13 protein-coding genes are annotated in these 12039 nt (G+C 70.9%); 10 read left to right on the top strand and 3 right to left on the bottom strand.

What is annotated here, in order from left to right; translation table 11 throughout:
• The first annotated feature begins 33 nt into the window (after positions 1–33).
• The 10 genes from EV374_RS33340 (at position 34) to EV374_RS11165 (ending at position 8315) form a co-directional block, all read left to right on the top strand.
• Positions 34–162, top strand: a complete 129-nt coding sequence (locus EV374_RS33340; RefSeq protein WP_486485698.1) for a hypothetical protein — start codon at positions 34–36, stop codon at positions 160–162.
• A 94-nt stretch (positions 163–256) separates the two neighbouring features.
• Positions 257–523: an acyl carrier protein gene (locus EV374_RS11205; RefSeq protein ID WP_132234309.1), complete on the top strand. Its 267-nt coding sequence runs from the start codon at positions 257–259 to the stop codon at positions 521–523.
• A 28-nt stretch (positions 524–551) separates the two neighbouring features.
• A complete protein-coding gene (locus tag EV374_RS11200) occupies positions 552–1157 on the top strand; it encodes an acyl-CoA dehydrogenase family protein (protein WP_132234307.1) in 606 nt (201 codons plus the stop codon).
• A complete protein-coding gene (locus tag EV374_RS11195; protein WP_132234305.1) occupies positions 1157–2287 on the top strand; it encodes an acyl-CoA dehydrogenase family protein in 1131 nt (376 codons plus the stop codon). The genes EV374_RS11200 and EV374_RS11195 overlap by 1 nt, the downstream gene beginning before the upstream one ends.
• On the top strand, positions 2284–2802 hold the full coding sequence (locus tag EV374_RS11190; protein WP_132234294.1) for a hypothetical protein: 519 nt from the start codon (positions 2284–2286) through the stop codon (positions 2800–2802). Before EV374_RS11195 ends, EV374_RS11190 begins: the two co-directional genes overlap by 4 nt.
• On the top strand, positions 2799–3260 hold the full coding sequence (locus EV374_RS11185; protein WP_132234292.1) for a GNAT family protein: 462 nt from the start codon (positions 2799–2801) through the stop codon (positions 3258–3260). Before EV374_RS11190 ends, EV374_RS11185 begins: the two co-directional genes overlap by 4 nt.
• Positions 3253–3702 carry a hypothetical protein gene (locus tag EV374_RS11180; protein WP_132234290.1) on the top strand — a complete coding sequence of 150 codons (450 nt, stop codon included), beginning with the start codon at positions 3253–3255 and terminating at the stop codon, positions 3700–3702. Before EV374_RS11185 ends, EV374_RS11180 begins: the two co-directional genes overlap by 8 nt.
• Positions 3690–4274: a GNAT family N-acetyltransferase gene (locus tag EV374_RS11175; RefSeq protein WP_132234288.1), complete on the top strand. Its 585-nt coding sequence runs from the start codon at positions 3690–3692 to the stop codon at positions 4272–4274. Before EV374_RS11180 ends, EV374_RS11175 begins: the two co-directional genes overlap by 13 nt.
• On the top strand, positions 4271–7507 hold the full coding sequence (locus EV374_RS11170) for a S41 family peptidase (protein WP_132234286.1): 3237 nt from the start codon (positions 4271–4273) through the stop codon (positions 7505–7507). The genes EV374_RS11175 and EV374_RS11170 overlap by 4 nt, the downstream gene beginning before the upstream one ends.
• Before the next feature lie 4 nt (positions 7508–7511).
• Entirely contained in the window at positions 7512–8315 is an 804-nt protein-coding gene (locus EV374_RS11165) for a 4'-phosphopantetheinyl transferase superfamily protein (RefSeq protein ID WP_165947756.1), read from the top strand.
• A 184-nt stretch (positions 8316–8499) separates the two neighbouring features.
• Here the strand turns inward: EV374_RS11165 and EV374_RS11160 are convergent, their stop codons facing one another.
• The 3 genes from EV374_RS11160 to EV374_RS11150 all read right to left on the bottom strand — a co-directional run bounded on the left by EV374_RS11160 (position 8500) and on the right by EV374_RS11150 (position 11957).
• Positions 8500–9642 (bottom strand): hypothetical protein, encoded by a 1143-nt coding sequence (locus EV374_RS11160; protein WP_132234282.1) that lies wholly within the window; start codon positions 9640–9642, stop codon positions 8500–8502.
• 399 nt (positions 9643–10041) lie between these two features.
• Complete coding sequence (locus tag EV374_RS11155) at positions 10042–10989, bottom strand: carbohydrate ABC transporter permease (protein WP_132234280.1); 948 nt, start codon at positions 10987–10989, stop codon at positions 10042–10044.
• Complete coding sequence (locus EV374_RS11150) at positions 10986–11957, bottom strand: carbohydrate ABC transporter permease (protein ID WP_132234278.1); 972 nt, start codon at positions 11955–11957, stop codon at positions 10986–10988. Before EV374_RS11150 ends, EV374_RS11155 begins: the two co-directional genes overlap by 4 nt.
• Between the last annotated feature and the right edge of the window lie 82 nt (positions 11958–12039).

Genomic DNA, 12039 nt, shown 5'->3' with positions numbered 1-12039 from the left:
TGGTTCAGCAAACCCGGAGAAGGAGTGATTACCATGGCGAAGATCGCTGCCAAGGCCGCTGCGAAGGCCGCTGCCAAGGCCGCTGCGAAGGCCGCTGCGAAGGCTGCCGCGAAGGCCGCTGCGAAGGCTGCCGCGAAGGCCGCTGCGAAGAACTCCCTCTAAGTCTCAGAGGGTTCGGTGGCATGGTCGGTGAGCTGCCTGAAGGTGGCTTCGCCGGCCATGCACCATCAATCCGCACAAGGGAAGGATCGGGTCAATGGAACGTTCGGAGATTATCGAGCACCTGCGGATCTCGCTGTCGGTGGTGCTCAACCGGGAACTGCCCGAGCTCTCCGCCGAGACGCAGATCCTTGAGGACCTGGAAATCGACTCGATTCGTTTCATTGAGCTGATAATGAGCCTTGAGGACACCCTCCAGCTCGACGTCGATCCCGAATCGCTGGAGCCGGAGGTGTTCCAGTCGGTCGGGTCCTTCGCCGACTACATCCAGACCCGCCTGCAACAGGTGGACGTCGCCCGTTAGCCGTTCGCGGCAGGCACAGGAGGACCGCATGCGGGACATGATCGACGAGTGCGAGCAGACGGCGTACTCCGCCGGGCTGGCCGCCGGGCTGGCCGTGGCGCTCGCCGAGGCGCCGGGCATCACGCCGCCGGGCCGGGTCGCCGCCGTTCCCACCGCCGCCCTGCCCGCCGGTTGGGCGACCACGCCCGCCTCGACGGTCGGGCATCGGATGGCCGGTCAGGAGGGCATCAGCTTCGCCACCACCGACGGCCACCCCGGCCCCGCCGACGGGCAGCTCACCCAGTTCTGCGCGCACCTGGGCGCGGTCCGGCTGGGCGTCACCCGACGGTTGCTGGAGTGGGCCGTGGAGTACCTCTCCGGCCGGACGGTCGGCGGGGAGCCCACCATCCGCAAACAGCTGGTGCTGGGCGTACTGGCGGACGTGCAGACCGCCGTCGAGGCGGCCCGCCGGTCCTTGCGGGTCTCCGGCACGGTCCCGGCCGCGGTGCTCGACGTGCACGACCGGGCGACCACCCTGGACTGGGAGGCCGCCAAGCTGCTGGGCGCCAGCGGATACGTCGCCGGCACCCCCACCCGCGGCGCGTACGTGGCCCAACTGACCGCGAACTGCTGGCTCCCCCGGGAAGGTGTCTGATGATCGAGCTGGATCCGCCACTGCGCGCCCTACGGGACCAGTGCCGGGACGCGGCGACGGACCTGCGCTCGCGGGCCCTGTCGGTCGACGTCGACCCGGAGGACATGACCGGGCACCTGGACTCGCCGGCGCTGGCGATGGTCCGGGCGGCCAGCACCCCCAAACGCTTCCAGGACCCGTCCGGCTGGCAGGGCGAGTACACCGACAGCTGCCTGTCCCGCGCGGTGGCCAGCCTCGAGCTGGCCTGCGGTGACGCCGGCCTGCTGACCGCCAACACCGGCCCGGCGCTCGCCGGCATCGCCGTGGACGCGCTCGGCAGCGAGGCCCAGCAGGAGTTCTTCTACGAGTCCATCGCCGACGGCCGGACCTGGACCTTCTTCGCGATGACCGAGGACGCCCGCGGCAGCGACGCGACCGCGATGGAGACCCGCCTCGACGCGGATCCCGACGGTGACTACCGCCTCTTCGGCGCCAAGCGATACGTCGGCAACGGCTCCCGGGGTGCGACCGGGGTGGTGTTCGCCCGGACCGGCCGCTCCCCGCTGTCGATCAGGGCGGCCATCCTGAGCTGCCCGACCCCCGGCTTCGCCGGCCACGCGCTGGAGATGACCGGGCTGCGCGGCGCGCGGATCAGCGAGCTTTCCTTCGACGGGGTGCACGTACCGCGCGAGATGCTGCTCGGCGCCCATCTGCCGGCGTCCCGTCGTGGGATCTGGGGCGCGAGCCGGACCTTCAACGTGATGCGGATCCAGATCGCCGCGATGGCGCTCGGGGTGGCCTTCGCCGCCCGCGACTACGTCTGCGAACAGCGCCCGGGCTGGTCCGGGCACGAGCTGATCACCGCCCGGCTGGCGGCGGCGCGGTCCCTGCTCTACGACGCCGCGAACGAGGTCGACCTTTCGCCCGACGACCGTCGGACGCCGTCGATCGCCAAGCTGCACGCCACCGACCTGGCCGTGCACGTCACCGGCTGGGCGGCGAACGCGCTCGGCCCGGGCTCCCTGCTGCTGCACCCGCTGCTCGAGAAGTGGTGCCGCGACGTGCGCGCCTTCGAGTTCATGGACGGCACCAGCAACATCCTGCGCCTGCACATCACGCACGGCATCGCCACCCGGAGGCCGACGTCATGACGTTGACCGCGACGCCGCCGGACGGGGTACGCCCACCGCGCTGGTCCGTCCGGGCCTACGCGGAGGCGGACCGCGACCAGGTGCTGGCGATGTTCACCGAGCCGGACTTCTACTTCCGCACGGCCCAACCGGACACCCGCGGTGAGTGGGAACTGCTCGATCTGCTCGGCACCGAGACCGAGGTGCTGCTCGCCGACGGTGAGCCGGTGGGCCTGTTCGCCACCGAAGCGGTCGGCGCCGAGCACGGCTGCCACTACCAACTGCACCTGCGGCTGCGTTCCGGCGCCCCGCTGAGCTGGTGGTGCCAGGCGTACGACGAGGCGGTGCGGGCGCTGCGCTGGCGGCGCGAGGTGGTCCGGATCTCCGTCCTGGTGGGCGAGTACGACCAGGCCGGACTCGATGCGGCCCGGGCGGCCGGGCTGACCGAGGAGGGCACCCTCGCCGACGTGGTCGTGCACGAGGGACGCCGGTACGGGTATGTCTTCTTCTCGCAGATCTGGGTGCCGACATCATGACACTGCGCGGGTACCGCAGTACCGACCTACCGCTGCTGACCGGGCCGTGGCTCGCCGGCGAACTGCTCGGCATGCCGCTGGAGCAGGCACCGGCGATGGTGGTGCCTGCGGAGGTCGAGGCGCCGAAGGACAACACCGTGGAGCTGTGCGTGCTGCCGGGAGCGGCCTTCGTCCGCTTCGCCGAGCTGGACTGGGTGCACCGCCGGGCCCGGTTGGAGATCGGCGTGCAGCCGGGCGCCGAGGACCTGGCCCCGGCGCTGCTCAAGACCGCCGTCTCGCACGGCTTCCGGGTGCTCAACCTGCACCGGCTGTACGGCTGGGTGACCCCGGCGGCGGCTGCGCCGGTGGACCTGTTGCAGGACGCCGGGTTCGTCGGCGAGGCGACGGTTCCGGCCGGCCGGTGGTTCGCCGGCCGTCCCGTCGACCGGCAGATCTGGGGAGCGGTACGCCATGACTGAGATTCAGCGACTCGACACCGCAGCCGCCGCCTCGGCGCTGGCGGCGGTACCCGGGGCGGCCCGGGGTTTCCTCGGCGTCGACCCGGTCACGCAGAACCACGCCCTGCTGGTCCGCGAACTGACCCGGCTGGGCGCGCAGGTGTTCCGGACCGGTGACACGCTGCTGGGCTACCTGCCCAACGAGGAACAGCCACGCCAGGCGTACGTGGCGAGCACCTCGCCCGATCCCGAGCCGCTACGCGATTTTCTCGGCTTCCTCGGCAACTTCCAGCGGTGCACCTCGTTCGTGGCCCTGGTGCCGGCGGACAGCCCCCCGGTGCTGGCGTTGCACGACTGTGGGTTCACCCGGGTCGGCACCTTGCGCGAGCACCGCTACCAGTCCGGCGCCTACCAGGATGTGTCGGTGTACTTCGTCCGTGGGGAGGACACGTGCCGTTCGTGACGGTCAGGCATCTCACCGAGGCCGACATCCCCATCCGGACCGCGCTGATGCGCGAGTCGCGGTTCCAGGCGAACCTCACCGACTACGCGGTCGTCACCGGTGACGACGCGCTGGAGCACCGCCAGCGGGTGGGTATCACCGAGGAACACGACATCAAGCGGCACTTCACCCTCTGCGGCCCGCGCGAGCAGGTGGTGGGGTTCGCCTGGATCACCACCATCGACTGGCGCAGCCAGTGCTGCGAGCTGTCGTTCGGGATCCTGCCCCGGTTCCGGGGGGCCTTCGGCGCCGCGGCGGTGGCCGCCGCGCACACCTTCCTGCGTACCGAGCTGAACATGCGGGTCGTGGTGAACCAGGTGCTCGAACACAACACCATGCTGCTGTCCTCGGAGAACCTGGCCGCGCAGCGCCGGGTGCGCTGCGCCTACGACTCGTACACGGTGGGGCAGTGGCGCACCGCCTGCTACTGGTCGGAGAACCAGCAGGACGCGCAGGCGCAGCGGTCCCAGGTCGAGGACCGCCGCGCCGCGGTCGCCGAGCGGATCCGCGCGATGACCCAGCGCGCCCGGTGAACACCGATGGCGCGACCGGAGGCTATCTGCGGTTCCCCACCGTCGCCGGCGACACCGTGGTGTTCACCGCCGAGGACGACCTGTGGCGGGTGCCGTCCGAGGGTGGACCGGCGAGCCGGCTGACCGCCGGCGGCACCGAGTACGCCCACCCCCGGTTGTCCCCGGACGGCAAGCTGGTGGCGTTCGTCGGCTCGGACGACGGACCGAGCGAGGTCTACCTGCTGCCGCTGGCCGGCGGCCCGGCCCGCCGGCTCACCTTCCAGGCGGCCCGGTGCGTGGTGGTCGGCTGGCACCCGCACCACGACGAGATCATTTACGCCAGCACCGCCGAGCAGCCGACCGGCTTCGGCTACCGGCTCTTCGCCGTCGGGGTCGACGGCGGGCCGACCCGGCTGCTCGACCACGGCGGGGCCAGCACCCTCTCGTACGGCCCCGGCGGCGCGCTGGTGATCGGGCGCAACCTCGCCGACCCGGCCCGCCGCAAGCGGTACACCGGGGGCGCCGCCGGTGAACTCTGGGTCGACCACGACGGCAGCGGCTCCTTCACCCGGCTGGCGCTGCCCGGCAACGTGGCCAACCCGTGCTGGGTCGGTGACCGGATCTTCCTGATCAGCGACCACGAGGGCACCGGCAACGTCTACTCGTGCCGGCCGGACGGCAGCGCGCTGACCCGGCACACCGGACACCGCGACTTCTACGCCCGTGGTCTGAGCACCGACGGACAGCGGCTCGTCTACCACGCCGGTGCCCGGCTGTACGCGTTGGACACCCCTGGTGACGCGCCCCGGCGGCTCGACGTCTCACTTGTGAGCTCGCGCCGCCAGCAGGCCCGGCGGACCGTCTCGGCCGCCGAGTTCCTCGACAGCGCCCGCCTCAGCCCGGACGGCACCAACCTGGCCCTCGTCGCGCGGGGCAAGGCGTTCACCATGGCGCACTGGTCCGGCCCGGTGCGCCGACACGGCACCGCCGAGGGGACGCGGCACCGGTTGCTGAGCTGGTTGGCCGACGGCCGCCGGCTGGTCGCGGTCGCCGCCGACGACCGACCGGACGAGCGGTTGGTGCTCCTCCCGGCCGAGGGCGGGACCGCCTCGGTGGAGATCCCGCTCACCGACATCGGCTGCGTCACCGAGCTGGTCGCCTCGTCGGCGTCCGGCCAGGTGGCCTTCGCCACCAACCGCCAGCAGCTGTGGCTGCTGGACACCGACAGCGTGCTGCCGACACCGCGGTTGCTGGACAGCAGTGCGTTCGAGCGGATCGAGGACCTGGCCTGGTCTCCGGATGGCCGGTGGCTCGCCTACACGTTTCCGGACACGCCGCGCACCTCGGCGATCAAGCTGGCGGAGGTGGCGCTGCGGCGCTCGTTCCAGGTCACCCGACCGGTGCTGCGCGACAGCCGGCCGGCGTTCGACCCGGCCGGGCGCTACCTCTACTTCCTTGGCCAGCGCGACCTCACCCCGGAGCACGACCAGGTGCGCTTCGACGTCGGCTTCCCCTTCGGCAACCGGCCGTACCTGGTGACCTTGCGGGCCACCGAGGCGTCGCCGTTCGTGCCGCGGCCCGTCGACGGTGCGCGGCGGGGCACCGAGGCCGGAGCCGGACCGCCGTTCGTCGAAATAGACCTCACCGACATCGATCGCCGGATCGTCGGTTTCCCGGTGCCGGAGGGGCGGTACGCCAGCATCGTCGGACTGCCCGACCGGGTGCTCCTGCACACCGTGCCGGTCACCGCGCCGGACCCGGTCAAGCCGGACGCTGCCCCGGTCGGCATGGTCACCGTGGTCGACCTGCAGACCGCGGAGGTCACCGAGGAGCAGTTGCTCGGGGTCGACGACATCAGCGCCAGCCCGGACGGCGGCACACTGCTCTGCCAGGTGCGTGACCGGCTGCGGGTGCTCGCCGCCGAGGAGGCGGAGGACGCCGACGACGACCCGTACGCCCGGTGCGCCCCGCCGACCCGGAAGAACGGCTGGATCGACCTGACCCGGCTGCGGGTGTCGATCCGGCCGGCCGCGGAGTGGCGGCAGATGTATCGCGAGACCTGGCGGCTGCAGCGGGAGAGCTTCTGGCACGCCGAGATGTCCGGGCTGGACTGGGACGGGCTGTACCAGCGCTACCTGCCCCTGGTGGATCTGGTCGGGTGCCGCTCGGAGCTCTCCGACCTGCTCTGGGAACTGCAGGGCGAGCTGGCCACCTCGCACGCCTACGAACACGGTGGTGACTACCGCCGGCCTGTCGAGCAGGCGCAGGGGTTTCTCGGAGTGGACTGGAGCGCCACCACCAGCGGGGTCGGCGATCCGCCGGCACAGTGGCGCATCGAGCGCATCCTGCGCGGTGACCCGTGGAACCCCGATGCCACCTCGCCGTGCAACCGGCCCGGTGTCGACCTGCGCCCGGGTGACGCGGTGGCGGCCATCGACGGGCAACCCGTCGGCCCGGCCGGGCCGGGGGAACTGCTGGTCGGCCAGGCCGACCGAGAGGTCGAGCTGACGGTGCTGCGCGACGGCGCCGCCCCGCGCCGGGTGTGCGTGCGGGCGATCCGGGCCGAGGGCCGGGCCCGCTACCGCGACTGGGTGGAGGGCAACCGCGCCCTGGTCGCATCCACCTCGCGGGGCCGGCTCGGCTACCTGCACGTGCCGGACATGTTCCGGACCGGCTACGCCGACTTCATCCGGGGCTTCCTCTCCGAGCTCGACCGGGACGGGCTGGTGGTGGACGTGCGCTTCAACGGCGGCGGACAGGTCTCGCCGTTGCTGCTCGACCGGCTCGCCCGGCGCCGTGGTGGCGCCGAACACGGGCGCTGGAGCGGCGCCACCCCGTACCCGGTCGAGTCGCCGCGCGGCCCGATGGCGGTGCTCATCAACGAGCACACCGGATCGGACGGGGAGATCTTCAGCCACATGTTCCGGCAGCTCGGCCTGGGGCCGCTGATCGGGAACCGGACCTGGGGCGGCACCATCGCCACCTGGCCACGCCACGAGTTGGTCGACGGCACGGTCACCACGCAACCGGAGTTCTGTTACGTCTTCGACGGCATCGGTGCCGGCCTGGAGAACCACGGCGTCGAGCCGGACGTCGTCGTGCCGGACCCGCCGCAGGGCGTGCTGGCCGGGGCCGACCCCCAGCTCGCCGCCGCCGTCGCGCATCTGCTGGCCGGCCTCGGGCAGCCGGCGCCGGCCCGGCCGACAGCGCGACCGCTGGCCGCGCTGTCGACCCGCTCCAGGTCGGTCGGGTGACCCAGTGACGGTTGGAGACCTGGGAGCACCGCCGGCGACCGCCGTGCTGCCCGCCGCGCCGGACGGCCCGCCGCCCGCTACCGTCCCGGGCCCGCCGAACGTGCCCGCGGCCGGACAGCCGCACACCTGGTGGGTGCCGGTCCGGCCGGGTGGCGGTCGCGTCGACCTGCTCGACCCGGCCGAGCGCCTCCGGGCCGAGGGCCTGCTCGGCTCGCCGGCGCGGGACGTCTTCGTGACCTCCCGCGCGGCCCAGCGCCGGTTGGGCTCCCGCTATCTCGGCGTACCGCCGGCCCAGGTGCGCATCGACCGCGACTGCCAGTACTGCGCGGGGACGCACGGCCGGCCCAGGTTCGCTGATCCCCAGGTCGACTACTCCGTCTCGCACACCGAGGACTGGGTGCTGCTGGCGGTGGCCGGAGTGGGCCTGATCGGGGTGGACGTCGAGCGGTCGAGCACGGACCGGGACACCGACGGTCTCGCCGCGGTCGCGCTGACCGCCAATGAACGGGCGCTGTTCGCCCGGGTGCCCCCCGCCGATCGGCCCGGCTGGTTCCTGACCGCCTGGACGCGCAAGGAAGCGGCGATGAAGTTGACGGGATTCGGGCTGCGGGCACCGCCCGGCCAGCTGGACGTGAGCGGGCCGACGGTCACCGTGGGCAGCGTTCCCGGCTGGCCGCGCATCCCTGTCCACCTGCACGACCTGCCTGCTCCGGCCGGTCACGCGGCCGCGCTTGCCAGCACCGTTCCGGTCCGCGCGGTGCGGTCCTTCCCGGTGGCCGGCGAGCGTGCTTTCCGGGCCACCGAATGACGACGGCCACGGTGGAGGGCGATCAGGGCGGCGGGGCGGGGCAGGCGACCCCCGACGCCCGGCTGCCGTCCGGAAGGTCGGCGGCGCTTCCCCACGACGCCGAGGTGGCGTGATCCGCAGGTGGTCCCGCGTCAGGACGTAGCCTAGGCCGTGGGCGCGGCGCTGGCCTGACGACGGGTGCCGGTCAGCCCCACCAGGTGAGCATGAGTCGCATCGGCTGTTGCCGGGACCAGTAGAAGACGTAGGGGTACCGGGTGCCGGTGAATCTGTTCGGCAGGGCGACGGCATCCCCGCAGCTGGGGTCGAGTCCGGCGGCGTCGGTGCCGGCCAGCACCGACCACACCCATTGCGCCCCGGTCCACCAGTTGGTGCGCAGCGGGCCGCCCTCCAGGTCGCAGGAGAAGACGTAGGGTCGCTGCTGGGTGTCCCAGCCGTCCTGCACGGCGATTGTGCCGGCGTGCCGGACATAGGTGGTGCCCGAGCTGGAATGGGTGGACCACGTCCATGCGTCGTTGTACCAGGTGAGCTCCAGCACCTGGCCGTTGACGCCGATGAATGCTTCGGGTCGGGATGCGGCGTTGGGGCCGTTCTGCACGGCGACCAGACCCACACCGTGGGCGTTGTAGCTGGGCTGCGGTGAACCGTGGCCATACCAGCGCCAGGTCAGGCCGTCGAAGCCGTGGCGCCAGAGGTTGCCCTGCACGTCCAGCACGAACACCTGGGGCAGGTCGGGCTGGGTGGGCGACAGCCGCAGGTTGACCGCACCGACCGGGTCGGCGAAGCGGTGCAGGGTCACCCCCGCCGGGACACCCTGATCCGTCCAGGTCCATTGTCCGGTGTTGTTCTTCCGGCTCCACCAGAGATGCCCGTCGGCGCCGATCACGTAGATGTACGGGACCGCCTGACTGCCGGGAGCAGTCTGTACTGCCACCGCACCGACCGGTGCGCTGACCGTGGTGCCGCCGGGCGTGCCGATGTCGGTCCAGGCCCAGCGGCTGCCGTCCCACCAGTTACCCCACAGGTGACCATCGTCGGTGTAGACGAAGACGTAGGCACGCTCGATGGACGTGGCCTGGTCCAGGAACTTGATGACACCAACCGAGCCCCTGATCCGGCTCACCGGGGGTGCGCCGCGCGCGGTCCATCTCCAACTGCCCGCGACCGGCGACACCACCCACAGCGCATCATTGATCACGTTGAACATGTACGGTCGGGGGTCGCTCGCCGGGCCGTCCTGGAGGCTCACCGCCCCGACCACCCTGGCATATCCCAGGTTCGGAACCGGAGCGCCGAGGTCCTCGACGTGCCACGCCGAAGCGGTTGACACCGGACCCGCCGTGGTCGACGCGAGCGCGGGCCGCGCCACCCCGGGATGGGCGGCGGCGACGGCCAGTACCGCATTCACCAGAACGGCGGCGAGTACCCGCGCTCGTCTTCTTGATCTCAGCATGGATGGGACTCCTGTTCGCGACGGGACCGCACGCCCGCCGGCGCTGTCTGTCGACAGCGCCGGCGGGCGATGATCCAGAGCGTGACAGGAACCTCTCCGCAACGTTGTCCGTATATCGACATCGATCGGGTTACCGTCATTCGGCCGACGCAGCGGGACCCCACCGTGGTGGCGAGCGGCTTCTTCTGCTTCAGCGGCTTGCGGCGATTTCACCCCGGCGGGGAAGCGCGGCTTTGGGCCCGGTTTCACGCCGAGCCCAAAGCCGCGTTTCGGAGGTCAGCCCTTACGGCCCTGGGTAGCGACGCCTTCGATGAAGTACCGCTGGCCGAAGCTGAACAGCAGCAGCATGGGTAGCGTGACGAGCAGCGAGGCGACCATGACGTACTGGTAGTCGCCCTGTCCGCCAGCCGTGGGGCTGTACTTCGTCATGGCGTACGCGATGCCGAGGGGAGCGGTGAAGTCCTCCATCGACTCCCCGTTGAGATAGATCAGCGCGCCCTGGAAGTTGTTCCACGCCGCCTGGAACTCGAACAGCAGGACGATGACGAACGACGGGATGGACAGCGGCATGGCGATCTTCCAGAACAGCTGCCAGTAGCTGGCTCCGTCGATCCGGGCCGCCTCGAACAGTTCCCGGGGCAGGCTCAGGTAGAACTGCCGTTGCAGGAAGATGTAGAACGCCGAGCCGAACAGGTTGGCCCCGAACAGCGGCACCCAGGTGCCGAGGAGACCCGTCTCCTTCCAGATCAGGTACATCGGGATCATCGTGACCGCGCCGGGCAGCATCATCGTGCCCAGGACCAGCCCGAACAGGATGTTGCGGCCGGGGAAGCGGAAGTAGGCGAACCCGAAGGCCACCATCGAGCTGGAGATGGCGACCGTTACCGCGGCGAGCAGTGCGATCGCCACGCTGTTGAACACCCAGTGCAGCAGCGGCAGCTCGCTCCAGACCTGGACGTAGTTGTCCCACCGCCAGGTCTTGGGGATCAACGAGTTGTCGAACACCTGGCTGGCCGGCTTGAGGCTGGCCGCGACCAGCCAGACGAGGGGATACAGGAACAACGCGGCGAACCCGACGAGCAGGAGGGTGAGCAGTACCCGCCCGATCGTCCATCTCGTGGGTCGGCGCCCCGGCTCCCGTTGGCCTCCGGGGGGCGCGGCGTCCACGGCCTGGGCCAGGGCGGGGGCCGCGGTGGGTGCGGTGCTGGGGCCGATTGTCGTCACGACCGCTCTCCCTCGTAGTACACGAAGCGGTTGCCGACCTTGACCTGGATGAAGGTCAGGATCATCAGGATGACGAAGAGCAGCCAGGCCATCGCCGCCGCGAACCCGAAGTTGAACTGCCGGAACGCCTCCTGGAACAGGTAGACCGCGTAGAACAGCGACGCCTCCGGCGCTGGATTGTTCTGGTCCCGCCAGAACAGCAGGTACGCCTGGTCGAAGATCTGGAACGCCGCGATGGTCAGGATGATGACGTTGAAGAACAGCGCCCCGGAGATCATCGGCAGGGTGATGGAGAAGAACTGGCGGACGGGGCTTGCCCCGTCGAGCGAGGCGACCTCGTACAGGTCACGCGGCACGTTCTTCAGCGCGGCCAGGAAGATGACCATCGTGCCGCTGACCGTCCAGAGGGCCATGAGCACGATCGACGGCTTGACCCACGTCGGGTCGACCAGCCACTGCGGGCCCTCGATGCCGATCAGGCGCAGGCCCTGGTTGATGGCGCCGGTGTTGCCGTTGAGTAGCAGGAAGAAGATCGATGCCGTGGCCACCGCAGGGGTCATCTTCGGCAGGTAGTAGACCGTGCGGAAGAAGCCGGCGCCGCGGCCGACCCGGTTGAGCAGCACCGCCAGCAGCAGCGCGAAGCAGATCTCCAGGGGTACGGCCAGTACGGCGTAGAACAGGGTGTTCGCCAGCGACTTGGCGACCTTCGGGTTCTCCAGCAGCGCCTCGTAGTTGCTGGTCCCGGTCGGCCGGATGACGTTCGTCGCCAGGTTGTACTTGCTGAACGAGATGACCAGGCTGTAGATCATCGATCCGGCGGTGAAGACGAGGAAGCCGATGATCCACGGTGAGATGAAGAGGTACCCGGCCAGCGCCTCCCGGCGGTTGTACTTCCTTCCCCGGCCCGGCCGTTTCCTGCTGCTGTCGCGAGTGCCGTCGCCGGAGGGTGCGACGGTGGTACTTGTCATCCAACGCCTCCATGGTGTGCCGGGTGCCGGAGATTCCCGGGGGGTGGATCGCAAGATCTCCACAATGCGGCGTGGCGGGCTC

This window comes from Micromonospora sp. CNZ303 (assembly GCF_004345505.1).
This window is presented reverse-complemented; position numbering and strand designations above follow the sequence as displayed.

Bases quoted from the DNA above. Each gene is read 5' to 3' on its own strand.
- EV374_RS33340 (WP_486485698.1), top strand. From the start codon at position 34: ATGGCGAAGATCGCTGCCAAGGCCGCTGCGAAGGCCGCTGCCAAGGCC.
- EV374_RS11205 (WP_132234309.1), top strand. From the start codon at position 257: ATGGAACGTTCGGAGATTATCGAGCACCTGCGGATCTCGCTGTCGGTG.
- EV374_RS11200 (WP_132234307.1), top strand. From the start codon at position 552: ATGCGGGACATGATCGACGAGTGCGAGCAGACGGCGTACTCCGCCGGG.
- EV374_RS11195 (WP_132234305.1), top strand. From the start codon at position 1,157: ATGATCGAGCTGGATCCGCCACTGCGCGCCCTACGGGACCAGTGCCGG.
- EV374_RS11190 (WP_132234294.1), top strand. From the start codon at position 2,284: ATGACGTTGACCGCGACGCCGCCGGACGGGGTACGCCCACCGCGCTGG.
- EV374_RS11185 (WP_132234292.1), top strand. From the start codon at position 2,799: ATGACACTGCGCGGGTACCGCAGTACCGACCTACCGCTGCTGACCGGG.
- EV374_RS11180 (WP_132234290.1), top strand. From the start codon at position 3,253: ATGACTGAGATTCAGCGACTCGACACCGCAGCCGCCGCCTCGGCGCTG.
- EV374_RS11150 (WP_132234278.1), bottom strand. From the start codon at position 11,957: ATGACAAGTACCACCGTCGCACCCTCCGGCGACGGCACTCGCGACAGC.